Source organism: Streptomyces sp. NPDC033270 (genome assembly GCF_055576575.1).
In genome coordinates, this window is the sequence record NZ_JBVIRA010000042.1 from 19,688 (window position 1) to 43,170 (window position 23,483).

Below are 23,483 nucleotides of genomic sequence, written 5' to 3' on the forward strand. Positions count from 1 at the left end.
CACAACTTCCAAGTGTTTCCCCCCCTCTACAGGTCGGGTTTCCCCCCCCCCCCCCCCCCCCCCCCCCCCCCCCCCCCCGACGCGGGCGCTGCCGGCCCGCCCCCCGCGCGCGCTACTCCGGCCGGTGCGAGCGCGCCTTGAACGCGGCCTTGCGGGCCTCCTTGGCGGCCTTCTTGTCGGGGTGCAGACGGCCCATGGCCTCCAGGACCTCGGCGGTGGCCGGGTGGTCGACCCGCCAGGCGCTGTCGAAGAACCCGCTGTGCTGGTCGGTCAGGCCCTGGACGAGGTCGCGCAGCTCGGCCTCGGCGCCCTCGTCGGCGCTGCCCAGCTGCGCCGCGAGGGTGTCCACCGTCAGCCAGAAGATCATCTCCTGGGACGGCTCGGGGATGTCGGGCAGGGCGCGCTCGGCGAGCCAGACCCGGGCCAGCCCGCCCAGCTGCCGGTCGTCGAGCACCTCGCGCAGTGCCTCCTCGGCGTCCGGCGATACCAGGGAGAGGGTCTGCTGGGCGGCGAGCCGGCGGTGCGGGGCGTGCTCGTCGTCGCCGCGGGCGGCCGCGAGCAGGTCGCGGGCGGCGTCCAGCGGGGTACGGGCGGCGAGCCAGAGCTCGGACTCGGACTGGGCGAGCGCCTCGGGGTAGTCGGGCAGCGCGTCGAGGAGGACCTCGGCGCCCTTGCCGGTGAGGTCGCCGACCGCGGGAGCATCGGCGCCCGCGTCCAGCAGCCGGGCGCGTACGGCGTAGACGCCGAGCGGGGTGAGGCGGACCAGGCCGTAGCGGGAGACGTCCTCGTCGGTGAGCGGCTCGGCGGCGCTCACGGTCTCGCCGGCCTCGTCCAGTTCCTCGATGAGTGCCTCGTCGACGGGCCGGTAGGCGACCAGCCCGATCGGCTCCAGCACCCGGAACTGGTCGTCCAGGCGCATCATCGCCTCGGAGACCTCTTCGAGGATGTCGTCGGTGGGCTCGTCCATGTCGTCCGGGACGATCATCGAGGCGGCCAGTGCGGGCAGCGGAACGTCCTGGTCGGCGCCCTCGGCGACGGCGGTGAGGAGGTAGAGGTTGCCGAGGATGCCGTTGAGCAGCTCGGCCTCCTCCTCCGGGTTCCAGTCGATCGAGTCCAGGTCCAGTTCGCCGCCCTCGGCGAGCTGCTCGGCGATGTCGGCGAGGTCCGGGGCGGCGGCGTCGGCGAGTACGGTCTCCATGCCGCAGAGCCAGATGTCCAGGACGTCCTGCGGGCTGCCCGAGGTGAGCAGGTTCAGCTCCTCGCCCGGGGTGGCGATGCCGACCGCGGCGTCACCGGGCCCCTCGGCGCCGTCCTGGTCCGTCGCGTCCGCCGCGGTCTCTTCGGTCTCCTCGATCTCGACCAGCCCGGTGTCCACCGCGAGCTGCCAGGCCTCGGCGGTGTAGGCGGGGCCGTCCTCGTCGCCGGCGAGACCGAGCAGCTCGGTGGCGGCGGCCAGCGACTCCTGGAGGATCTCGCCGCCCGCTCCGACCGGGACACCGCGCTCGGCCCAGCGGGCGAGCTTGGCGGCCCGGGCCATCAGCGGGGCGCTCAGCGCGTCCCGGGCCAGCTCCGCTTCGGAGGTCAGCCGCACCGGCGGCAGGGTCGGGCGGTCTGCGGACATCAGGTGCTCAGCTCCTCGTACGGACTGCGGCTGGGGGTACCTCCCAGCGGTAGCTGGGGAGTGCGCCGCCCCAGCGTAGACGGAATTCTCCGTATCTCGGACGGTTCACCCCCGCGCCGGCCGGCGGTAACCGCAAGTACCTTGACAACTTCCTTGCGCACACCGGAGATTGACGCGCGTAGCGCGCACCGTGCCGCGGTCCCCGCGCAGTGCCGCGCTCCCCTTGTTCACCCCCCACTTCCCTTCGGAGGCATGCATGCCGTCCCGTCGTCCGCTCCGCAGGCCGGCCGCGCTCAGCGCGGTGGCCGCCGCCGCCCTCGCCGGCGGGCTGCTGACCGCCACGCAGTCCGCCTCCGCGTCCGGCACCCGCATCCACGACATCCAGGGCAGCACCCGAATATCCCCGCTGGCCGGCACGCAGGTCGGCGAGGTGCCCGGCACGGTCACCGCGATCCGCTCGTTCGGCTCGGCGCGCGGCTTCTGGGTGCAGGACCCGCACCCGGACCGCAACCCGGCCACCAGCGAGGCGGTCTTCGTCTTCACGGGCAAGGAGACGCCGAAGGTGACCGTCGGCGAGGCGATCACCTTCTCCGGCACGGTCAGCGAGTACTACCCCGGCGGCAAGGACGCCGGGCTGCAGTCGGTCACCGAGATCACCGACGCGACCTGGCAGACCGTCTCCGCGAAGGCGCCGCTGCCGGCCGCCTTCACCCTCAACCCGGCCTCCGTGCCGAATCGTTACGCCCCCGACGCGGGCGGCAAGAGCATCGAAGCCCTCACGCTGCGCCCCGCCTCGTACGCGCTGGACCGCTACGAGTCGCTGGAGGGGATGCGCGTCGCGGTCAAGGGCGCCCGGGTCGTCGGTGCCACCAACTCCCACCACGAGCTGTGGGCGACCGCCGAGCCGGGCCACAACCGCACGGCGCGCGGCGGCACCCTCTACCGCTCCTACGCCGACCCCAACGGCGGCCGGGTCAAGGTGGCCTCCCTGATCCCCTTCGCCGAGCGGCCGTTCCCGGTGGCCGACGTCGGCGACGAGCTGACCGGCACCACCGCCGGGCCGCTGGACTACGACAGCTTCGGCGGCTACACCCTCCAGGCCACCGAGCTGGGCGAACTGGCCGACCACGGCCCGGCGCCGGAGACCACCCGCAAGCAGCGGCCCGACGAGCTGTCGGTGGCCACGTACAACGTCGAGAACCTCTCCCCCAAGACCCCGCAGGCCAAGTTCGACCGCCTCGCCAAGGCGCTGGTCGGCAACCTGTCGGCGCCCGATGTCGTCGCCCTCGAAGAGGTCCAGGACGACAACGGCCCCACGAACGACGGCGTGGTCACCGCCGGGGCCACCCTCAAGAAGCTGACCGACGCGGTCAAGGCGGCCGGCGGCCCGGCGTACGAGTGGCGGCAGATCGACCCGGTCGACGACCAGGACGGCGGCCAGCCCGGGGGCAACATCCGGGTCGCGTTCCTGTTCAACCCCGAGCGGGTGTCCTTCACCGACGTCAAGGGCGGCGACGCCACCACGCCGGTGAAGGTGGTCGACGACCACGGCAGGGCCGCGCTGTCCGCCTCCCCGGGCCGGATCGCGCCCGCCGAGGCGGCGTGGCAGGCCAGCCGCAAGCCGCTGGTCGGCCAGTTCTCGCTCAACAGCCGCCCGGGAAGCCGGGTGTTCGTGATCGCCAACCACTTCAACTCCAAGGGCGGCGACCAGGGCCTGGACAGCCGTTTCCAGCCGCCGGCCCGGCCCTCCGAGACCCAGCGCACGGCGCAGGCCGGGCTGGTGAACGCCTTCGTCAAGGACCTGCTGGCCAAGGACCCCCGGGCCGATGTGGTGGTCGCCGGCGACCTCAACGACTACCCGTTCTCGCCGGCCCTGAAGAAGCTCACCGACGGCGGCGTGCTCACCGACCTGGTCGGCCGGCTGCCCGCCGCGGAGCGCTACGGCTATGTCTACAACGGCAACTCGCAGGTGCTGGACCACATGCTCACCAGCCGGCATCTGGCCAAGGCCGACTACGACATCGTGCACCTCAACGCCGAGTACGCCGACCAGGCCAGCGACCACGACCCCCAGGTGCTGCGCATCCGGCCGTGAACGCCCGCCCTCGCCGGAATCCCGGGCCCCGGCATCACCGCAGGTGATACTCCCGTCACTCGAACGGCCCAGGTCCGGGCGCCAACCGTCGTCGACGGTGCGGTACTGGACGCGTAAGCAACATTCGGCGAGACAAAGGGAGTCACCATGCCGAAGGCGCAGAACCGTAAGTCGAGCAACAAGGACCGTGCCGCGGAGCGGCGCTCCGACCAGCGGAAGCCGAAGTCGTCGGAGGAGTCCGCGGCCGAGCGGACCCAGGACCTGAGGCGTTCGCGGAATGCCGACTGACGTGTGATGGGCCTGTGAAGCCCGAGCGGCCGCCGCACCGAGAGGTGCGGCGGCCGCTCCGCGTCACGAGGAACTCACCAGCCGGTCGGCGGCTGCCGCGGCGTCTGACCCGGGTGGGGCGGCAGGTGGCCGGGCGCCGGGCCGAAACCGGCCTGCGGCGCGGGCTGCTGACCGTACGGCGCCGCAGCCGGATCCGGCCCCGGCGGCTGCTCCTCGTCCGGCACCAGGTCCCGCACCAGCAGCGTCGCACCGGCCACCGCGCCGGGCATCAGCACCACGGCGATGAACGGGATCAGGAACAGCAGCACGAGCGGAGTGCCGAAGCCGACCGCGAGCGCCTTGCGGCCGCGCAGCATCCGCAGCCGCTCGCGCACCGGGATGTTCCGGCGCTGCATCGCCACCGAGGTCAGCTCGACGGCGAGGAAGAAGCCCGAGACGCAGAAGCCGATGGCCGGGATCACGGTCTGCCCGATGAACGGGACGAAGCCGAGGACGAACAGCACGAGGCCGAACCCGGCGGCCCGCAGCAGCACATGGACGCTGTCCCGCAGCGCGATCCAGATCTCCTGCCACAGCGGCCGGTCCGTGGCCGGCGGACAGTGCCCCTCGCTCTCCTCCACCTTCTGCGACAGCGACTCGTAGAAGGGGTCGCCGATCAGCAGCGTGACGGCCGTGAAGGTCAGCACCGACAGCATCAGCCCGCCGGCGAACAGCAGCGCCACGAACACCCCGCGCAGCAGCCCCTGCCAGGGCGATCCCCAGTCGTCGGCGAACGGGGTGGCCCAGGCGGCGAGGTCGCCGGACCAGATGGCGAGCGCGGTGAGCACCGCGGCGTAGAGCACCAGCGCGATCAGCGCCGGGATCAGCCCGAAACCCCACCACCGGCCGTGCTGGGCAACCCAGCGCTGGCCCCTGCCCAGATACCGCATCCCCGCCGCAAGATCACGCATGGCGCACAGCCTATCGGCGCCCGGCGCGGCACAGGGGCGCGGGGCGCCAGCGGGCGGGCGCGACCTCCGGCGGGGGGGGGGGGGGGGGGCGGGGGGGGGGAGGGGGGGGGGGGGGGGGGGGGGGGGGGGGGGGGGGGGGGGGGGGGGGGGACCAGGGGGGGGCGCCCGCCCCCCGTAGGTGCGCTGAGGCCCCCCCCCCCCCCCCCCCCGGGGTGGCCGTGCACGGTCAGTTGTGGCTGTGCAGAATCTCGTTGAGTCCGCCCCAGACCGCCTTGTTCGGCCGGGCCTCGACCGCACCGGTGGTGGAGTTGCGGCGGAAGAGGATGTTGTCGCCGCCGGAGAGCTCCAGGGCCTTGACGATCTGGCCGTCGGGCATGGTGACGCGGGTACCCGCGGTCACGTACAGACCGGCCTCGACGACGCACTCGTCGCCCAGCGCGATGCCGATGCCCGACTCGGCGCCGAGCAGGCAGCGCTCGCCGATCGAGATGATCTGCTTGCCGCCGCCGGACAGGGTGCCCATGGTCGAGGCGCCGCCGCCGATGTCGGTGCCGTCGCCGATGACCACGCCCGCGCTGATCCGGCCCTCGATCATGGAGGTGCCCAGGGTGCCGGCGTTGAAGTTGACGAAGCCCTCGTGCATGACGGTGGTGCCGGCCGCGAGGTGCGCGCCCAGGCGCACCCGGTCGGCGTCCGCGATCCGCACCCCGGCGGGCGCGACGTAGTCGGTCATCCGCGGGAACTTGTCGACGCTGGTGACCTGCAGATGCTGGCCGTCGGCGCGGGCGTTGAGCCGCACCGTCTCCAGCTGGTCGACGGCCACCGGACCCAGCGAGGTCCAGGCGACGTTCGCCAGCAGGCCGAAGATGCCCTCCAGGTTCTGCCCGTGCGGCTGGACCAGCCGGTGGCTGAGCAGGTGCAGGCGCAGGTAGGCGTCGTGCGCGTCCAGCGGCTTGTCGTCGAGGGAGGCGATGACCGTACGGACGGCGACGACCTCGACATCGCGGACCGGGTCGGGACCGATCGCCTTGAGGGCGGCGGCGCCCAGCAGTTCGGTGGCGCGCTCGTCGTCGAGGCGCTCGGTGCCGGCCGGGCCGGGGCCCTCGGCGGTCACGGCGACCAGCTCGGGCGCCGGGAACCAGGTGTCGAGAACGGTGCCGTCGGAGGCGACGGTGGCGAGCCCGGCGGCGACGGCGCCGGTGGTACGGGCGGTACGGGAGGAAGCAGCATCGGTCATGTTCGAAACCTAACCGCAGGGCGCCCGCGGAGGCGAACCGGTCTCAGCGATCGGGCCCGGGCCGTACGGTCGCACAACGGCGTTCGTAGGGCCGCACAAGCCGCTCCGCCGCACCCCCGGCCACCGCCTCAGCCCAGCACCCCGGCCAATCCGGCCCGCACCGCGGCGGGTTCGAAGGGCTGGCCGGTCAGCAGATGCTGCAGCAGCAGCCCGTCGGTGAACGCCACCACGACCCGCGCGGTGCGCACATCCGCGATCCGCCGTCCGAGCAGAGCCACCATCTCGTCCAGGCACTCGGCCGCGATCGGCCGTACCGCCGGATGCCGCAGCGCCGCCAGATACAGCTCGTACTCCAGCTCCACCCGCGAGCGGTCCCCCGCGAGCGTGCGCTCGACCAGCGCAGCCACCTCGTCGGCGAGCGGCGCCGTCAGGTCGAGCCCGTCGACCCAGCGCCCGTAGTCGGCCAGCCACTCGCCGTTGACCTGCCGCAGCGCGGCGATCAGCAGGTCGTCGAGGGTTGCGAAGTGGTAGGTCGTCGAGCCGAGCGGCACATCCGCCGCGGCGGCCACGGCGCGGTGGCTGAGCCCGGCGATCCCCCGTTCGCCGACCACCGCGATCGCCGCGTCGATGATCCGCTGCCGGCGTCCGGGGTCGTAGCGCCGGGGCATCAGTGCGCCCCGTCGAGATTGAGCACCACGACCCCGGCGATGACCAGGAGCACCCCGAGGATCTTGAACGCACTGGCGCTCTCCCCCAGGAACACCATCCCGATCGCCGCGATCACGGCCGTCCCGGCGCCGGACCAGATGGCGTAGGCGGTCCCGACGCTCATCGACTTCAGCGTCTGGGCGAGCAGACCGAACGCCAGCAGATAGCCGAGCGCGGTCCCCAGCGACGGCCACAGCCTGCTGAAGCCGTCGCTGTACTTCATCGAGGTGGTCGCCAGGATCTCGGACACGATCGCGCAGGCGAGCGTCACATAGGCCATGCGTACGAGCGTACACAACGTTGCGTACGCACGTACATATCGCTCAGCCCGCCTTGGGCGCCAGCCGGGCCAGGGCGCCCGCCAGCGCCTCGACGCGGGGCCGGTAGCGGGTGTTCTGGAACGCGCGGATCAGCCATCCGCCCTCCAGGTCGCGGGTCATGACGTAGGTCTGGACGGAGAGCGCACGGCGGCCGGGGCGGGTCCGCCTCCCCTTGAGGACCGCGCCCCGGGCGTGCAGGAGGGCGACGTCCGGCGCGAGGAATTCCAGGTCGGTGATCTCCGCCCAGAGGCGGGAGCCCTTCAGCACGCCCGCGAAGAGGCCCCGGTGGCCCTCGACGACGCCCGTGCGGCCGGCCAGCCTGCCGCCGTAGTAGGTGAGATAGTCCGCGTCCTTGGTGAACGAACGGCCGTAGCCGTCGGCGTCACCCCAGGCGAGGCGGTGCGCCTCGAAGCGCTCCCGTACGGCCGCCGCCTCGCGCTCGTGGACCGCCGCATCCATGGCTCCCCCTGACGGGTGTCGACTTCCCGATTCATTTGCATGCACGCATGCAATATATGCAGGTGTGCAAATATATGGCAAGGGGGCGACCCCCGAAACGGTCCGAGGGGTGCCACCCCGGAAGGTGAGTGAGATGTCCGACGAGCAACGCGACGCCCTGCTGCGGCAGCACGCCGACAGCTACCGCAGCTATGTCACCGCCACCGTGCTGCACGGCCAGGCGGCCGCGGAGGTGCTCGGCCAGCACCCCACCGATCTGTACGCGCTGCACGCGCTCGACCTCGCCGGGCCCCTCACCGCCGGTGCCCTGGCCGAACGGATCGGGCTCTCGCAGAGCGCCACCACCCGGCTCGTCGACCGCCTGGTGCGCGCCGGGCGGGCACGGCGGACCACCGATCCCGAGGACCGGCGGCGGGTCCTGGTCGAGCCGCTGCCGATCCCGCCGGAGGAGGACGAGGCGGCCTTCGGGCCCGCGCGCCGGCGGATGGCCGAGGTGTTCACGGCCTTCAGCGAGGACGAACTGCGGGTGCTCTTCCGCTACTTCGCGGCGGCGGCGCCGGCGCTGCGCGATGCCACGGCCGAGACCAAGGGACTGCCGGCACCCGGCGCCGGTGACCGGCCCGCCGCTGCCTCCGGGCCGCGGCGCCGCTGAACGCGACAAGGCCCCGGCGTCGAGCCGGGGCCTTGTGCGGGTGGAAGATCAGACGTTGAAGCCGAGCGCGCGGAGCTGCTCGCGGCCGTCGTCGGTGATCTTGTCCGGGCCCCACGGGGGCATCCAGACCCAGTTGATCTTCAGTTCGCTGACGATGCCGTCCGTGGCGGACTTCGCCTGGTCCTCGATGACGTCGGTCAGCGGGCAGGCCGCGGAGGTCAGCGTCATGTCGATGGTGGCGATATTGGCGTCGTCGATGTGGATGCCGTAGATCAACCCGAGGTTGACGACATCGATGCCCAGCTCCGGGTCGACGACGTCGTAGAGGGCCTCGCGGACCTCTTCCTCGGAAGCCGGCTTGGTGGTGGTCGGGCTCTCGGTCATGCGGTCTTCGCCTCCTCGGAGAGGGCCTTGGCCGTGGCGTCCTTCCAGGCCATCCAGCTCAGCAGCGCGCACTTCACGCGTGCCGGGTACTTGGAGACGCCGGCGAACGCCACCGCGTCCTCCAGCACCTCCTCCATCGCGTCGTCCGGCTCGACCTGCCCCTTGGACTGCATCAGCTCCAGGAACGTCTCCTGGATCCGCTGTGCCTCGCCCAGCTCCTTGCCGACCAGGAGGTCGTTGAGCACCGACGCGCTGGCCTGGCTGATGGAGCAGCCCTGGCCCTCGTAGGACACATCCTCGATCGTCGCGCCGTCGAGCCGCACGCGCAGCGTGATCTCGTCACCGCACGTGGGGTTGACGTGGTGCACCTCGGCGTCGCCGTCCCGAAGACCGCGCCCATGGGGGTGCTTGTAGTGGTCCAGGATGACGTCCTGGTACATGGAATCCAGCTTCACGGCTCAGTCAGTCCCGTCCTCATCCGCTGTGCTTGGTTAACCGAAAAAGTTGCGGACGTGCTCCAGACCCTCGACCAGGGCGTCGACCTCGGCCGGCGTGGAGTACAGATAGAACGACGCTCGCGTGGTCGCAGGAATTCCGAAGCGCAGGCAGACCGGACGGGCGCAGTGGTGGCCCACCCGGACCGCGATGCCCTGCTCGTCCAGCACCTGGCCGACATCGTGCGGATGGATGTCGCCAAGGGTGAAGGAGATCGTCGCGCCGCGCTCCTCGGCCGTGCTCGGGCCGATGATGCGCAGGTCGGGGACCTCCAGCAGCCGCTTGACGGCGTACTCGGTGATCGCGTGCTCATGCGCGGCGATCTTGTCCATGCCGATCGAGGTGAGGTAGTCCACGGCCGCGCCGAGGCCGACGGCCTGGGCGACCGGGGGCGTACCGGCCTCGAACTTGTGCGGCGCGGGCGCGTAGGTCGAGGAGTGCATGGACACCGTCTCGATCATCTCGCCGCCACCGAGGAACGGCGGGAGGTCCTCCAGCAGCTCCTGGCGGCCCCACAGGACGCCGATACCGGTCGGGCCGCACATCTTGTGGCCGGTGAAGGCCACGAAGTCGGCCTGCAGCGCCTGCACGTCCAGCAGCATGTGCGGGGCGGCCTGCGAGGCGTCGATGCAGACCAGCGCGCCGACCTCCTGGGCCCGGCGGATGATCGTCTCGACCGGGTTGATGGTGCCCATGATGTTGGAGACCAGCGTGAAGGAGACGATCTTCGTCTTCTCGGTGATGATCTCTTCGATGTTGGACAGGTCCAGGCGGCCGTCGTCGGTGATGCCGAACCACTTCAGCTTCGCGCCGGTGCGCTGCGCGAGCAGCTGCCACGGGACGATGTTGGAGTGGTGCTCCATCTCCGTGATGACGATCTCGGTCTCGCGGTCCACCCGGTAGGGCTCTTCGGCCCAGCCGAGCATGTTCGCGACGAGGTTGAGCGACTCCGAGGCGTTCTTGGTGAAGATCACCTCGTTGCGGCTCGGCGCGTTGATGAAGGCCGCCACCTTGTCACGGGCGCCTTCGTACAGCGCCGTGGCCTCCTCGGCGAGGACATGCACGCCGCGGTGGACGTTGGCGTTGTGGCGTTCGTAGTAGGCGTTGAGGGCGTCGAGGACCTGGCGCGGCTTCTGGGAGGTCGCCGCGTTGTCCAGGTAAACGATCTTCTTCCCGTCGTGGACCTGACGGTCCAGGATGGGGAAGTCCTTACGGATCGCCTCTGTGTCGAGGAGGCCCGGCAGCTGTGTCACGCGGTTGCGCCACCCTTCACATATGCCTCGTAGCCCTCGGCCTCCAGCTTGTCCGCCAGCTCCGGGCCGCCGGACTCGGCGATCCGGCCGTTGGCGAAGACGTGGACGCGGTCGGGCTTGATGTAGCGGAGAATCCGCGTGTAGTGGGTGATGAGCAGGGTGCCCACCTCGCCCGTCTCGCGGACGCGGTTGACGCCCTCGGAGACGATCCGCAGCGCGTCGACGTCCAGACCGGAGTCGGTCTCGTCGAGGATCGCGATGGCCGGCTTGAGCAGCTCCAGCTGGAGGATCTCGTGCCGCTTCTTCTCACCACCGGAGAAGCCCTCGTTGACGTTGCGCTCGGCGAACGAGGGGTCCATCTGGAGGCGCTCCATGGCCTCCTTGACCTCCTTGACCCACAGCCGCAGCTTGGGGGCCTCGCCGCGGATCGCGGTGGCGGAGGTGCGCAGGAAGTTGGAGACCGAGACGCCGGGGACCTCGACCGGGTACTGCATGGCGAGGAAGACGCCGGCCCGGGCGCGCTCGTCGACGGACATCTCCAGGACGTCCTCGCCGTCGAGGGTGACGGTGCCGCCGGTGATCGTGTACTTGGGGTGACCCGCGAGGGAGTAGGCGAGGGTCGACTTGCCGGAGCCGTTGGGGCCCATGATGGCGTGCGTCTCGCCCTGCTTCACGGTCAGGTCGACGCCCTTCAGGATCTCGCGCTGGCCGTTCTCGGCCTCGACGGAGACGTGCAGGTCGTGGATCTCAAGCGTTGCCATGGGTGACTCAGGACTCCTGGGTGACGGAGACGAGCACGTCGTCCCCTTCGATCTTTACGGGGTATACGGGGACGGGGCGCGTCGCGGGAAGGCCGTTCGGCTTGCCGGTGCGCAGGTCGAAGCTCGAACCGTGCAGCCAGCACTCGATCGAGCAGTCCTCGACCTCGCCCTCCGAGAGGGAGACGTTCGCATGCGAGCAGATGTCGTTGATCGCGAACACCTCGCCCTCGGTGCGGACCAGGGAGACGGGGACGCCGTCGAGCTCCACCCGCTTGGGGGTGTCCTCCTCCAGCTCGCTGAGCGCCGCTGCGCGTACGTAGCTCATACCGCGGACGCTTCCAGCTCGGCCTCGATCTTGCTCATCAGGCGCTCCTCGACGTCCGGGAGGCCGATCTGCTGGACCAGCTCGGCGAAGAAGCCGCGCACGACCAGCCGGCGGGCCTCGTCGGCCGGGATGCCCCGGGCCATCAGGTAGAACAGCTGCTCGTCGTCGAAGCGGCCGGTCGCCGAGGCGTGTCCGGCGCCGACGATCTCACCGGTCTCGATCTCCAGGTTGGGCACCGAGTCGACCCGCGCGCCGTCGGTGAGGACGAGGTTGCGGTTGAGCTCGTAGGTGTCCGTGCCGGTCGCCGAGGCCTGGATCAGGACGTCGCCGATCCAGACGGCGTGGGCGTCCTCGCCCTGGAGCGCGCCCTTGTAGGTCACGTGGGAGCGACAGTTGGTCGCCTCGTGGTCGACGAAGAGGCGGTGCTCCTGGTGCTGGCCCTGCTCGGTGAAGTACAGGCCGTAGAGCTCGGCCTCGCCGCCGGGGCCCGCGTAGTTGACCCGCGGGTGGAGACGGACCAGGTCGCCGCCGAAAGTGACGACCACGGACTTGAACGTGGCGTCCCGGCCGACCAGGGCGTTGTGCTGCCCGACGTGGACGGCCTCGTCGTCCCAGTCCTGGACGGAGACGACGGTCAGCTTGGCACCGTCGCCGAGGAGGAAGTCGACGTTGGCGGCGAGCACCGCGGCACCGGTGTGGTCGATCACGACGACCGCCTCGGCGAACGCGCCGAGCTCGATGACCTGGTGGCCGAAGGCCGTACCGCCGTCACCGTGGACGGCGATCCGGATCGGCTCGGTGAGCACGGTCTCCTTGGGGACCGTGACGACCGACGCCTTCTCGAAGCTGCTGTACGCCTGCGCGGCGACGCGGTCCACGGGCTTGCCGGCCTTGCCGACCCGCGGGTCGCTGCGGTCGACCAGCTCGTGGGTGACGCCCTCGGGCGCGGTGATGTCGATCTTCAGGTCGGGGCCGCCGGCCGTCGCGCTGCCGTCGTGCAGGCCCTTGAGGCGCGCGAGGGGCGTGAAGCGCCACTCCTCCTCGCGGCCGTGCGGCACCGGGAAGTCCGCCACGTCGTAGGACGGCGGGGCGCTCATCCGGGTGGCGACGGTGGACTCCGCGGCCACCGCGATGGAGCCGGTGGTCGTGGAACCCGCCGGGATGTTCTGAGCCTCAGCCATGGCTGTCGTAGTGCTCGCTTTCTGCGTTCAGGGAGTCAGTCGCTGCTGGGGGCCGGGCGTCAGCCGACCGCGCCTTCCATCTGCAGCTCGATCAGCCGGTTCAGCTCCAGCGCGTACTCCATCGGCAGCTCACGCGCGATCGGCTCGACGAAGCCGCGCACGATCATCGCCATGGCCTCGAACTCCGTCAGGCCACGCGCCATCAGGTAGAAGAGCTGGTCCTCGCTGACCTTGGAGACGGTCGCCTCGTGGCCCATGGAGACGTCGTCCTCGCGGACGTCGACGTAGGGGTAGGTGTCCGAGCGGGAGATGGTGTCCACCAGCAGCGCGTCACACAGCACGTTGGACTTGGAGCCCGCCGCGCCCTCGCCGATCTCGACCAGACCCCGGTAGGAGGTGCGGCCGCCGCCTCGCGCCACCGACTTGGAGACGATGTTGGAGGAGGTGTTCGGCGCCATGTGGACCATCTTGGAACCGGCGTCCTGGTGCTGGCCCTCGCCCGCGAAGGCGATGGACAGGGTCTCGCCCTTGGCGTGCTCGCCCATCAGGTAGACCGCCGGGTACTTCATCGTCACCTTGGAGCCGAGGTTGCCGTCGACCCACTCCATGGTCGCGCCCTCGTAGGCGACGGCGCGCTTGGTGACCAGGTTGTAGACGTTGTTCGACCAGTTCTGGATGGTCGTGTAGCGGCAGCGGCCGCCCTTCTTGACGATGATCTCGACGACCGCGGAGTGCAGCGAGTCCGACTTGTAGATCGGCGCCGTGCAGCCCTCGACGTAGTGCACGTAGGCGTCCTCGTCGACGATGATCAACGTCCGCTCGAACTGGCCCATGTTCTCGGTGTTGATCCGGAAGTAGGCCTGCAGCGGGATGTCGACGTGGACACCCTTGGGGACGTAGATGAACGAGCCGCCGGACCAGACCGCGGTGTTCAGCGACGCGAACTTGTTGTCACCGACCGGGATGACCGTGCCGAAGTACTCCTGGAAGAGCTCCGGGTGCTCCTTGAGCGCGGTGTCGGTGTCCAGGAAGATGACGCCCTGCTCCTCCAGGTCCTCGCGGATCTGGTGGTAGACGACCTCGGACTCGTACTGGGCCGCGACACCGGCGACCAGGCGCTGCTTCTCCGCCTCCGGGATGCCGAGCTTGTCGTAGGTGTTCTTGATGTCCTCGGGCAGGTCCTCCCAGGAGGCGGCCTGCTGCTCGGTGGAGCGGACGAAGTACTTGATGTTGTCGAAGTCGATGCCCGACAGGTCCGAGCCCCAGTTGGGCATGGGCTTCTTGTCGAACAGGCGCAGACCCTTGAGGCGGAGCTTGAGCATCCACTCCGGCTCGTTCTTCTTCGCCGAGATGTCGCGGACGACGTCCTCGGAAAGACCGCGCTTCGCGGAGGCGCCGGCCACGTCGGAGTCGGCCCAGCCGTATTCGTAGTTGCCCAGACCCTCGAGCTCAGGGTGAGCAGTCTCCGTGGGGAGCGTCATGCGGGGTTCCTCCCGGCCGTGCTTGCAGATGCTGTGGTGGTCTTTGTGGTGCTGCTGTGAGCGGGCTTGCCGGCACCGGCCTTCGGGACGAAGGTCGTGCACACCCCGTCACCGTGGGCGATGGTGGCAAGACGCTGTACGTGGGTCCCGAGCAAACGGGAGAAGACCTCGGTCTCCGCCTCGCACAGCTGCGGGTACTGCTCGGCGACGTGGGCGACCGGGCAGTGGTGCTGGCAGAGCTGTTCACCGAGCTGGGGATTGGGGGCGCTGCGCGCCGTAGCAGCGTACCCGTCCGCGGTCAACGCCTTCGCAAGGGCCTCGGTACGGGCCTCCGGCTCGGCGCTCTCGACCGCCTCGCGGTAGCCCTCGGCCTGCGCGGCGAGCCGCGCGCGGGCGAACGCGGCGACCGCCGCCTCGCCCTTCTCGCCGCCGCCCGCGCTCTGCGCGATCCAGCGCAGCGCGTCGGAGGCGAGCTGGTCGTAGGCCTGGTCGAAGGCGTCGCGCCCGCAGTCGGTGAGGGCGAAGGCCTTGGCCGGGCGGCCGCGGCCGCGCGTGCCGTAGACCCGCTTCTCGCGGGGCTCGACCACGCCCTCGGCGACCAGCGCGTCCAGATGACGGCGGACCGCGGCCTGGGTCAGCTCCAGGCGGAGCGCGAGCTCGGCCGCGGTGGACGGACCGTGGTCGAGAATGGAGCGGGCGACCCTGTTGCGGGTGCCCTGCTGTTCGTCGTGCGGCGCCGGGGCGGTCGCCCTGGCCTGCTCGGTGCGCCCGCGCGCGGAGGAGTCGGGCCCGGTGGTCTGGTCGACCACGGGCTCCCGCTGATCCTCGCTCGCGTATTTCACAACGCCATTGTTGCGTAATTCGTCAAACCGGTTCAAGCCTCGTCCACCCCCTGGACTGGTGGCCTCTATCACTTAGGCTTACCTAATTCAAGTCCCCTCCGGGGGCCTCGAAAGGGGCTTTGACCTGCCGGGCGTGCCCCGGCCGCGGCGGGCGCGATCATGGCCGGCACGGCGGCCGAAAATCATGGCGCCGCACACCGCCGGATTGACCACCCCGGGCCCGCCGGGTCCCGTCGGCCCCCTGCGCCCGCCGGACCCCGGGCGCCCCACATGACGCCCGACCCCGCGCCCCCTGGACGCCAAACCCCCGTTACCGGCCACCCCGCCCGTCTTCGTACACTTCCCGGCATGCGCAGCAGCTCCCCGGGGGGCGCCCCCCGGACCCCCGGCCGAGAGCCTGCCGTCGAGATCGTCGGCCTGGTCAAGCGATACGGGACCAAGACCGCCGTCGACGGGCTCGACCTGACCGTCGCCCGCGGCGAGGTCACCGCCGTACTCGGCCCCAACGGCGCCGGCAAGACCACCACCGTCGAGACCTGCGAGGGCTACCGCCGCCCGGACGCCGGCCAGGTCCGCGTCCTGGGCCTGGACCCGGTCGCCGACGCGGCGGCGCTGCGGCCGAGGATCGGTGTGATGCTGCAGTCCGGCGGCGTCTACGCCGGCGCCCGCGCCGAGGAGATGCTGCGGCACACCGCCACTCTGCACGCCCACCCCCTCGACGTCGGCACGCTCATCGAGCGCCTCGGCCTGGGCTCCTGCGGCCGGACGCCCTACCGGCGGCTGTCCGGCGGCCAGCAGCAGCGCCTCGCGCTGGCGATGGCCGTGGTCGGCCGCCCCGAACTGGTCTTCCTCGACGAGCCGACGGCCGGCCTCGACCCGCAGGCCCGCCGCGCGACCTGGGACCTCGTACGGGAGCTGCGCGCCGACGGCGTGAGCACCGTACTGACCACCCACTTCATGGACGAGGCCGAGCAGCTCGCCGACGATGTCGCGATCATCGACGGCGGCCGGGTGATCGCCCAGGGCAGCCCGGAGGAGCTGTGCCGCGGCGGCGCGGAGAACAGCCTGCGCTTCACCGGGCGGCCGGGGCTGGACCTCGTCTCGCTGCTCAAGGCACTGCCCGCGGACAGCGTCGCCACCGAGCCGACCGCCGGTTCGTACCGCGTGCACGGCAAGATCGACCCGCAGCTGCTGGCCACGGTCGCCTCGTGGTGCGCGCAGAACGGGGTGCTGCCGGACGCGATAGCCGTCGAGCGGCACACCCTGGAGGACGTTTTTCTGGAGCTCACGGGTAAGGAGCTGCGCGCATGACCGCCACCGAGGCCGGTGCCGCCACCGGCACGTTCACCCCGCGGCCCGGGGCGGCGCCGCTGCCCCGCATGATCCGCGCGCAGGCCGCCCTGGAGACCAGGATGCTGCTGCGCAACGGTGAGCAGCTGCTGCTGACCGTGGTCATCCCGACGCTGCTGCTGGTGCTGTTCTCCGCCGTCGACATCGTCGACACCGGGGCCGGCAAGGCGGTGGACTTCCTCGCGCCGGGCGTCCTCGCCCTCGCCGTGCTGTCCACCGCGTTCACCGGGCAGGCCATCGCCACCGGCTTCGAGCGCCGCTACGGCGTCCTCAAGCGGCTGGCCGCCTCCCCGCTCCCCCGCTGGGCGCTGATGGCCGCCAAGACCTGCTCGGTGCTGGTCACCGAGGTCCTGCAGATCGTGCTGCTGACCGTCATCGCCTTCGCGCTGGGCTGGTCCCCCCGGGGCAACCCGCTCGCGGTCGTGCTGCTCCTGGTGCTCGGTACGGCGGCCTTCTCCGGCCTCGGTCTGCTGATGGCCGGAACGCTGAAGGCCGAGGCGACCCTCGCCGCCGCCAACCTCGTCTTCCTCCTGCTGCTCGTCGGCGGCGGGGTGATCGTCCCGCTGGAGAAGTTCCCCGAGGCCGCCCAGTCGGCGCTCGGGCTGCTGCCGATCTCCGCGCTGTCGGACGGGCTGCGCGAGGTGCTCCAGCACGGCGCCGGAGTGCCCTGGGCCGACCTCGGGATCCTCGCCGCCTGGGCGGTGCTCGGACTGGGCGCGGCGGCACGGTTCTTCCGCTGGGAGTAGCCACCAGGGGGCGCCACTCCCGGACCCCCTCGTACTGCGACTTCCAGGGGAGCCGACTCCCCCGGACCCCCTCGTACTGCGACTTTCCCGGGGAGCCCGACTCCCCCGGACCCCCTCGTGAAAACTTGCACAAGCCGCCGCCTACGATGTCTTCCGTGCCGAACACGCTGAATCCCTTTGAGCTGATCGCCCGTCGCTGGCAGCCGTCCGCGGCCTTCGTACGACGGGCCGCGCTGGCGACCGTCGTGATGGCCGTGATCATCGTCGTCACGGGCGGCGCGGTCCGGCTCACCCAGTCCGGTCTGGGCTGCTCGACCTGGCCCAAGTGCACGCCGGAGAGCCTGACCCCGACCGCCGCGATGGGCATCAACGGCCTCATCGAGTTCGGCAACCGGATGCTGACGTACGTCCTGTGCGCCTTCATCGGGCTGTTCATCGTGGCCGCACGGGCCCGCGCGCCGCACCGCCGCTCGCTCACCCGGCTCGGCTGGGGGCAGTTCTGGATCGTCATGGGCAACGCGGTCTGGGGCGGCATCGTGGTGCTGACCGGCCTGAACCCCTACCTCGTCGCCGCGCACTTCCTCCTCACCACCGCCCTGCTCACGGTCTGCGTGCTGTCCTGGCAGCGCGCCAAGGAGGGCGACGAGGAGCCGCGTGACCTGAGCGCCCGCCCCGTGCGGCAGCTGGCCTGGCTGCTGGTGGTGGCCACCGCCGCGCTCACCGTCATCGGTACGGTCGTCACCGGCGCGGGCCCGCACGCGGGCGATGCGCACAAGGTCCACCGCATCCCGCTGGACTGGCAGGAGATCACCCAACTGCACGTGGACTTCGTCTACATCGTGGTCGGGCTGAGCGTCGCGACGTGGTTCACGCTGCGCGCCGTCAAGGCCCCACCCGCCCCGCGCCGCAGGGTCTGGGAGCTGCTCGGCTGCCTCGCCCTGCAGGGCGTCTTCGGCTACGTCCAGTACTTCCTCGGCCTGCCGGAGCTCGTCGTCGGCCTGCACATGTTCGGCTCGACGCTGGTGTGGATCTGCGTCCTGCGGGTGCTGCTCGCCCTGCGCGACCGCGGTCCCGTACCGCAGGGAGTCGACGCGGCCGAGGAGCCCGGGGCGTCGGCGCCTCAGCAGGCCGCGGTGGCCTCCGCGCCGAGCCGGTAGACGCGGCGCGCGGTCCCGGACGCGACCATCTCCGTGATGCGCCGTCCGTCCTCGGGGCCGCACAGCCCCTCCAGCGTCCACTCCCGTACCAGGCGCTCCATGGCGCGGACGAAGAACCGGGCGCCGGTCACATAGAGCTCGGGCAGCCCGCGGGCTCCCGAGGAGAACAGCAGCTTGCCGAACGGCGCCTGCGGCAGGGTCTCCTCGGGGCGGGGGCCGGCGTCGGCGTAGACATGGGTGTGGGCGGCGGCGAGCTGCGCCGCGCGGCGGTGGTGCGGGGCCGCGGGGAGCAGGACGAGATCCGAGCCGATGCCGGCGGTGGCGCGCAGGAAGGCCGCCAGGGGGCGCGGGTCGGGGCCGTGGAGCTGTACGGGCAGGCCGGTGGCCACCGCGCTCCACAGCAGATGGCGTACGAGCGCGGGCTCGGCGAGCCGGTCACCGGGGCGGCGGGCGCGCAGCCAGCGGTCCGCGGCGCGGCGTACCTCACCGGCCTCGGGAGCGCTGCCGTCGCAGTAGGTGGCGCCGGAGGCGAAGGCGGTGGCGTGCTGGGCCGCCGCGTAGAGGGCCTCGGCGGTGTAGCCGATGAAGGAGTCGACGCTGCCGGAGGTGTCGGCGATCTGCTCGGCGAGCGGCTCCAGCCGCACCACCTCGTGGGCGCGGGCCTCGGCGGCGGTGGCGATCTCGGTGGCCGAGGTCAGCTCGCTGGGGGTGCCGGCCTCCAGCAGGAACGTGCCGATGCCGGAGCCCCGCAGCAGCATCCGGCCGGCCTTGTAGGCGCCCACCTCGCGTCTGCGGGCCAGATAGCGGGCCGGCGGACAGTGCGGCTCCAGGCCGAGCAGCGGGGGGCACCAGCGGCGTATCGCCAGGCCGATGAGGCTGTCGAAGTAGCTGGTGCCGGCCGGTGCCGGACCGTGCGCGCCGACCGCGGCCGCCAGGTGGGTCTCGAAGGAGCCGATGCCCAGCTCGCCGTGCACCGCGCCGTGGCTGTACCCGTCGATGAGCGGTGGCTGATCTACCAGGAAGGGACGGCCGTCCATCCGCTCCTCCTCGCCGAAAGCCCACAGGGCCGGCCGAAGCGCCGTGCCCGGTGGGCTTAACGGAGGAGGGGGTGGTGAGGTAGCGGGCTCCGCTTGTGGCGCGCGCCCCGGCGCCGCCCTAGAGAGTGTCAGGGGTTGGCCGGGCCGCCCACCTGGATGCCCGCCATCCGGGACCACTCGTAGGGGCCGGTGCGGACCTTGGCGGCCAGTTCGCCGTCGAAGTCGTCCTGGAGGGCGACGCCGGCCTTGGCCGCGGCCTCCTTGGCGGAGTCGAAGCTGTCCGCGACGAGGTTTCCCCACTCGCCGTTGGCCCCGACGAGGGCGATCCGGGTGCGGCCGCGGCCGATGTGCGCGAGCTGGCCCTCAGCGGTGCCGCCGTGCGACTGGGCGAAGGCGCGGATCTGCTGGGCGAGCTTCGCCGTGCGCTTGTCGGTCCTGCCGGCCTTGCCGGTGGCCGCCGCCGGCTGCTCGTCCGCCTGCTGGGTGTCTGCCATGGACAGCATGCTACCCGCCGGTACGGCGCTTTGTGGGGGTGATCCCCCACACCCTCCTACCTCAGGAAGGGATCCACCGCGACGGCGACGAACAGCAGGGAGACATAGGTGATGGACCAGTGGAACAGCCGCATCTCCTTGAGCTTGGCACCCGTGATCCCGGCCTTGGCGCGGGACTGCAGGGCGTGCGCCTCCTTGAGCCAGAAGGCGCCGCAGGCGAGGGCGACCGCGGTGTAGAACCAGCCGGTGTAGCCCAGCGGCTGCAGCAGCAGCGAGACGGCGACCATCACCCAGCTGTAGGCGACGATCTGCCGGGCCACGGCCTTGTTGCCGGCGATGACCGGCAGCATCGGCACGCCGACCCGCTCGTAGTCGTCCTTGGCCTTCATCGACAGCGGCCAGTAGTGCGGCGGCGTCCAGAAGAAGATGACGAGGAAGAGGACCAGCGCCGCCCAGGAGACCGAGTCGGTCACCGCGGACCAGCCGATGAAGACCGGCATACAGCCCGCGATGCCGCCCCAGACGATGTTCTGCGAGGTGCGCCGCTTGAGGATCATCGTGTAGACGACCACGTAGAAAAGCAGCGCCCCGAGCGACAGCATCGCCGACAGCGGGTTGACGAGGAACCAGAACCAGGCGGTGGAGCCGACCGCGAGGACGGACGCGAAGACCAGGCACTCGCGCGGCGAGACCATGCCGGTGACCAGCGGCCGCTGCGAGGTGCGGTCCATCAGCGCGTCGATGTCGCGGTCGATGTACATGTTGAAGGCGGCCGCGCCGCCGGCGGAGAGATATCCGCCGACACAGGTCGCCAGCACGAGCCACAGGTCGGGGACACCGCCGGCCGCCAGGAACATCACCGGAATCGTCGTCATCAGCAGCAGCTCGATGACGCGCGGCTTGGTGAGCTCCACGAACGCCTTGACACGGGCACCGATGGGGCGGTGATCTGGGCCCCCGGGGCTCTGGGAGAGCTCCTCCATGGCCTGAACGGCAGGGGAGGCACCCCCACCCGCAGGACGGGATTCGACGGCCGTCACGCACACCCCTGGAAGTAACATCAGCGGCTCCCGCCGCGGAAGAGATAAGGCATGCAAGCCCTTCCGGCCGTGTAAACCCGGCAAAAGCTTGCGCGTACCACGCCACTTTAGACGTTGGCCATACAGCGATCTTCGCGGGGGTCGGTCGTGTTGGCGCCGGGACCGGAGGGCGGCGCCGTCGGGTTTTCCCGGGAGTTCGCCCGATGTTCGGGAGGCGAACGCGACGGGCGCCCGGCACTCTGGTCGTATGGCTGCCGGATCCGGGCCGGGAATGCCGGGGTCCTGATGTGGTTGCCCCAAGCAACGAGCACCGCGGGCCCGCCCCCCGATTGAGCGTCCAGGGCGCCGAGTGAGCACCGACTGAGCGTCGAAAACACCGACTGAGCGTCGAAAAGGCGCACGCACTGGCGGGGGTAGGCTCGACACCGCCTGGCGGGCATACCGTCCGCGGCATTCGACATGTGGAGAGGAGCCCTGACTCAGGGTGAGCACCAAGCCGACCACCACAGATTTCGAGTGGACCGAACTGGACCAGCGGGCGGTGGACACCGTCCGCGTTCTGGCCATGGATTCCGTGCAGAAGGTCGGTAACGGCCATCCGGGTACGGCCATGAGCCTGGCTCCGGCCGCCTATGTGCTGTTCCAGAAGCTCATGCGGCACGACCCGGCGGACGCGAACTGGACCGGCCGCGACCGGTTCGTCCTCTCCGCGGGGCACTCCAGCCTGACCCTCTACATCCAGCTCTACCTCGCCGGCTACGGCCTGGAGCTGGACGACCTCAAGGCCTTCCGCACCTGGGGCTCGAAGACCCCCGGCCACCCGGAGTACGGCCACACCACCGGCGTGGAGACCACCACCGGCCCGCTGGGCCAGGGTGTCGCCAACGCCGTCGGCATGGCGATGGCGGCCCGCTACGAGCGCGGCCTGTTCGACCCCGAGGCCGCTGCCGGCACCTCTCCGTTCGACCACACCATCTTCGTCATCGCCGGCGACGGCTGCCTCCAGGAGGGCATCTCCGCCGAGGCCTCCTCCCTGGCGGGCCACCAGAAGCTCGGCAACCTCGTGCTGCTGTGGGACGACAACCACATCTCCATCGAGGGCGACACCGAGACCGCGGTCTCCGAGGACACCCTCAAGCGCTACGAGGCCTACGGCTGGCACGTCCAGCGCGTCGAGCAGCTGCCCAACGGCGACCTGGACCCGGCCGGGCTGGCCCGTGCCATCGAGGCCGCCAAGGCCGAGACCGGGCGCCCGTCGTTCATCGCGGCCCGCTCGATCATCGCCTGGCCGGCCCCCAACGCCCAGAACACCGAGGCCGCGCACGGCTCGGCGCTGGGCGAGGAGGAGGTCGCGGCCACCAAGCGCGTCCTGGGCTTCGACCCCGAGCAGCACTTCGAGGTCGCGGGTGAGGTGCTCGCGCACACCCGCGCCGCCCTCGACCGCGGCCGCGACGCCAAGAAGGAGTGGGAGAAGTCCTTCGCCGCCTGGCGCACCGCCAACCCGGAGCGCGCCGCGGAGTTCGACCGGATCGCCGCGGGCGAGCTGCCCGAGGGCTGGGAGGACCACCTCCCGGCGTTCGAGACCGGCAAGTCCGTCGCCACCCGCGCCGCGTCCGGCAAGGTGCTGCACGCGCTCGGCGCGGTGATCCCGGAGCTGTGGGGCGGCTCGGCCGACCTGGCCGGCTCGAACAACACCACGATCGACAAGACCTCCTCGTTCCTCCCGGCGGACAACCCGCTGCCGGAGGCCGACCCCTACGGCCGCACGATCCACTTCGGCATCCGCGAGCACTCCATGGCCGCGGAGATGAACGGCATCGCGCTGCACGGCAACACCCGCATCTACGGCGGCACCTTCCTGGTGTTCTCCGACTACATGCGCAACGCCGTCCGGCTGTCGGCCCTGATGCACCTGCCGGTGACGTACGTGTGGACGCACGACTCCATCGGTCTGGGCGAGGACGGCCCGACGCACCAGCCGATCGAGCACCTGGCCTCGCTGCGCGCCATCCCGGGTCTGAACATCGTCCGCCCGGCCGACGCCAACGAGACCGCCATCGCCTGGCGCGAGATCCTCAAGCGCTACACGAAGGAGTTCGGCGTGGGTGCCCCGCACGGCCTCGCGCTGACCCGTCAGGGCGTGCCGACGTACCCGGCCGACGAGGGCACCGCCAAGGGTGGTTACGTCCGGTTCGAGGCCACCGGCGCCGACGGGCAGACCGTCGCGCCGCAGGTGGTGCTGATCGGTACCGGCTCCGAGCTGCAGCTCGCCGTCGAGGCGCGCGAGCAGCTGCAGGCCGAGGGCGTGCCCACCCGCGTGGTCTCGATGCCGTCGGTGGAGTGGTTCGACCAGCAGGACCAGGCCTACCGCACCAGCGTGCTGCCGCCGTCCGTGAAGGCCCGGGTCGCCGTCGAAGCCGGCATCGGTCTGACCTGGCACCGCTTCGTCGGTGACGCCGGACGCATCGTGTCGCTGGAGCACTTCGGCGCCTCGGCCGACGGCAAGGTCCTCTTCCGCGAGTTCGGCTTCACCGCCGACGCGGTCGCCGCCGCCGCGCGCGACTCCCTGGCCTCGGCCGCGGAGCTCGAAGCCGCCGCGCGCTGACG

General features: G+C 71.4%; 24 protein-coding genes. 7 read left to right on the forward strand and 17 right to left on the reverse strand.

All coding sequences use genetic code 11. The features are described 5' to 3' along the window. Positions 1-112: 112 nt before the first annotated feature. Complete coding sequence (locus ACZ5XZ_RS36680) at positions 113-1,621, reverse strand: hypothetical protein (protein ID WP_468986375.1); 1,509 nt, start codon at positions 1,619-1,621, stop codon at positions 113-115. Positions 1,622-1,877: 256 nt separating this feature from the next. On the opposite strand from ACZ5XZ_RS36680, the gene ACZ5XZ_RS36685 reads away from it, so the two are divergent. Continuing rightward, entirely contained in the window at positions 1,878-3,716 is a 1,839-nt protein-coding gene (locus ACZ5XZ_RS36685; RefSeq protein WP_468986376.1) for an endonuclease/exonuclease/phosphatase family protein, read from the forward strand. Positions 3,717-3,863: 147 nt separating this feature from the next. Then, the gene (locus ACZ5XZ_RS36690; RefSeq protein WP_384442357.1) at positions 3,864-4,004 is read left to right on the forward strand and encodes a hypothetical protein; all 141 of its coding nucleotides are present in this window, start codon (positions 3,864-3,866) and stop codon (positions 4,002-4,004) included. A 74-nt stretch (positions 4,005-4,078) separates the two neighbouring features. Here ACZ5XZ_RS36690 and ACZ5XZ_RS36695 read toward each other — a convergent pair whose 3' ends face one another. From ACZ5XZ_RS36695 to ACZ5XZ_RS36715, 5 genes are all read right to left on the reverse strand, one after another. Further along, on the reverse strand, positions 4,079-4,954 hold the full coding sequence (locus ACZ5XZ_RS36695) for an EI24 domain-containing protein (protein ID WP_468986378.1): 876 nt from the start codon (positions 4,952-4,954) through the stop codon (positions 4,079-4,081). Positions 4,955-5,180: 226 nt separating this feature from the next. Further along, positions 5,181-6,191, reverse strand: a complete 1,011-nt coding sequence (dapD, locus tag ACZ5XZ_RS36700) for a 2,3,4,5-tetrahydropyridine-2,6-dicarboxylate N-succinyltransferase (protein ID WP_468986379.1) — start codon at positions 6,189-6,191, stop codon at positions 5,181-5,183. Between the two features lie 128 nt (positions 6,192-6,319). Then, positions 6,320-6,859, reverse strand: a complete 540-nt coding sequence (locus ACZ5XZ_RS36705) for a TetR/AcrR family transcriptional regulator (protein ID WP_468986380.1) — start codon at positions 6,857-6,859, stop codon at positions 6,320-6,322. Continuing rightward, positions 6,859-7,179, reverse strand: a complete 321-nt coding sequence (locus ACZ5XZ_RS36710) for a DMT family transporter (protein ID WP_468986383.1) — start codon at positions 7,177-7,179, stop codon at positions 6,859-6,861. Before ACZ5XZ_RS36710 ends, ACZ5XZ_RS36705 begins: the two co-directional genes overlap by 1 nt. A gap of 43 nt (positions 7,180-7,222) precedes the next feature. Further along, positions 7,223-7,678, reverse strand: a complete 456-nt coding sequence (locus ACZ5XZ_RS36715) for an SgcJ/EcaC family oxidoreductase (protein ID WP_468986384.1) — start codon at positions 7,676-7,678, stop codon at positions 7,223-7,225. 133 nt (positions 7,679-7,811) lie between these two features. Here ACZ5XZ_RS36715 and ACZ5XZ_RS36720 point away from each other — a divergent pair, with 133 nt between their 5' ends. After that, the gene (locus tag ACZ5XZ_RS36720) at positions 7,812-8,330 is read left to right on the forward strand and encodes a MarR family winged helix-turn-helix transcriptional regulator (protein ID WP_468986385.1); all 519 of its coding nucleotides are present in this window, start codon (positions 7,812-7,814) and stop codon (positions 8,328-8,330) included. Between the two features lie 48 nt (positions 8,331-8,378). Here ACZ5XZ_RS36720 and ACZ5XZ_RS36725 read toward each other — a convergent pair whose 3' ends face one another. Genes ACZ5XZ_RS36725 through ACZ5XZ_RS36760 form a run of 8 tightly spaced genes read right to left on the reverse strand, consistent with a single transcriptional unit; the run spans position 8,379 to position 15,052 of the window. Next, positions 8,379-8,714, reverse strand: a complete 336-nt coding sequence (locus ACZ5XZ_RS36725; protein WP_384442185.1) for a metal-sulfur cluster assembly factor — start codon at positions 8,712-8,714, stop codon at positions 8,379-8,381. Further along, positions 8,711-9,169 carry a Fe-S cluster assembly sulfur transfer protein SufU gene (gene sufU / locus ACZ5XZ_RS36730; RefSeq protein ID WP_384442188.1) on the reverse strand — a complete coding sequence of 153 codons (459 nt, stop codon included), beginning with the start codon at positions 9,167-9,169 and terminating at the stop codon, positions 8,711-8,713. Before sufU ends, ACZ5XZ_RS36725 begins: the two co-directional genes overlap by 4 nt. Positions 9,170-9,205: 36 nt before the next feature. Further along, positions 9,206-10,462: a cysteine desulfurase gene (locus tag ACZ5XZ_RS36735; protein ID WP_468986387.1), complete on the reverse strand. Its 1,257-nt coding sequence runs from the start codon at positions 10,460-10,462 to the stop codon at positions 9,206-9,208. Next, complete coding sequence (gene sufC, locus ACZ5XZ_RS36740) at positions 10,459-11,223, reverse strand: Fe-S cluster assembly ATPase SufC (protein WP_468986389.1); 765 nt, start codon at positions 11,221-11,223, stop codon at positions 10,459-10,461. Before sufC ends, ACZ5XZ_RS36735 begins: the two co-directional genes overlap by 4 nt. A 7-nt stretch (positions 11,224-11,230) precedes the next feature. Further along, positions 11,231-11,548 carry a non-heme iron oxygenase ferredoxin subunit gene (locus ACZ5XZ_RS36745; protein WP_362916621.1) on the reverse strand — a complete coding sequence of 106 codons (318 nt, stop codon included), beginning with the start codon at positions 11,546-11,548 and terminating at the stop codon, positions 11,231-11,233. After that, positions 11,545-12,729, reverse strand: a complete 1,185-nt coding sequence (gene sufD / locus ACZ5XZ_RS36750; RefSeq protein WP_468986391.1) for a Fe-S cluster assembly protein SufD — start codon at positions 12,727-12,729, stop codon at positions 11,545-11,547. Before sufD ends, ACZ5XZ_RS36745 begins: the two co-directional genes overlap by 4 nt. Before the next feature lie 59 nt (positions 12,730-12,788). Beyond that, complete coding sequence (gene sufB / locus ACZ5XZ_RS36755) at positions 12,789-14,210, reverse strand: Fe-S cluster assembly protein SufB (protein ID WP_468986394.1); 1,422 nt, start codon at positions 14,208-14,210, stop codon at positions 12,789-12,791. After that, complete coding sequence (locus ACZ5XZ_RS36760) at positions 14,207-15,052, reverse strand: helix-turn-helix transcriptional regulator (RefSeq protein WP_468986396.1); 846 nt, start codon at positions 15,050-15,052, stop codon at positions 14,207-14,209. The genes sufB and ACZ5XZ_RS36760 overlap by 4 nt, the downstream gene beginning before the upstream one ends. Positions 15,053-15,400: 348 nt before the next feature. Between ACZ5XZ_RS36760 and ACZ5XZ_RS36765 the strand changes: the two genes are divergently transcribed. The 3 genes from ACZ5XZ_RS36765 (at position 15,401) to ACZ5XZ_RS36775 (ending at position 18,305) form a co-directional block, all read left to right on the forward strand. Next, on the forward strand, positions 15,401-16,363 hold the full coding sequence (locus ACZ5XZ_RS36765; RefSeq protein WP_468986399.1) for an ABC transporter ATP-binding protein: 963 nt from the start codon (positions 15,401-15,403) through the stop codon (positions 16,361-16,363). Next, entirely contained in the window at positions 16,360-17,148 is a 789-nt protein-coding gene (locus ACZ5XZ_RS36770) for an ABC transporter permease (RefSeq protein WP_468986400.1), read from the forward strand. Before ACZ5XZ_RS36765 ends, ACZ5XZ_RS36770 begins: the two co-directional genes overlap by 4 nt. A gap of 155 nt (positions 17,149-17,303) precedes the next feature. Continuing rightward, positions 17,304-18,305: a COX15/CtaA family protein gene (locus ACZ5XZ_RS36775; RefSeq protein ID WP_468986403.1), complete on the forward strand. Its 1,002-nt coding sequence runs from the start codon at positions 17,304-17,306 to the stop codon at positions 18,303-18,305. On the opposite strand, the gene ACZ5XZ_RS36780 is transcribed toward ACZ5XZ_RS36775, so the two are convergent. From ACZ5XZ_RS36780 to ACZ5XZ_RS36790, 3 genes are all read right to left on the reverse strand, one after another. Beyond that, positions 18,269-19,342 (reverse strand): amidohydrolase, encoded by a 1,074-nt coding sequence (locus ACZ5XZ_RS36780; protein WP_468986405.1) that lies wholly within the window; start codon positions 19,340-19,342, stop codon positions 18,269-18,271. The two genes, ACZ5XZ_RS36775 and ACZ5XZ_RS36780, sit on opposite strands and share 37 nt — an antisense overlap. Before the next feature lie 128 nt (positions 19,343-19,470). Further along, complete coding sequence (locus ACZ5XZ_RS36785; RefSeq protein ID WP_468986408.1) at positions 19,471-19,845, reverse strand: hypothetical protein; 375 nt, start codon at positions 19,843-19,845, stop codon at positions 19,471-19,473. 47 nt (positions 19,846-19,892) lie between these two features. After that, positions 19,893-20,876: a heme o synthase gene (locus tag ACZ5XZ_RS36790; RefSeq protein ID WP_468986410.1), complete on the reverse strand. Its 984-nt coding sequence runs from the start codon at positions 20,874-20,876 to the stop codon at positions 19,893-19,895. Between the two features lie 484 nt (positions 20,877-21,360). On the opposite strand from ACZ5XZ_RS36790, the gene tkt reads away from it, so the two are divergent. Further along, entirely contained in the window at positions 21,361-23,481 is a 2,121-nt protein-coding gene (gene tkt, locus ACZ5XZ_RS36795) for a transketolase (RefSeq protein ID WP_468986413.1), read from the forward strand. Positions 23,482-23,483: the final 2 nt, after the last annotated feature.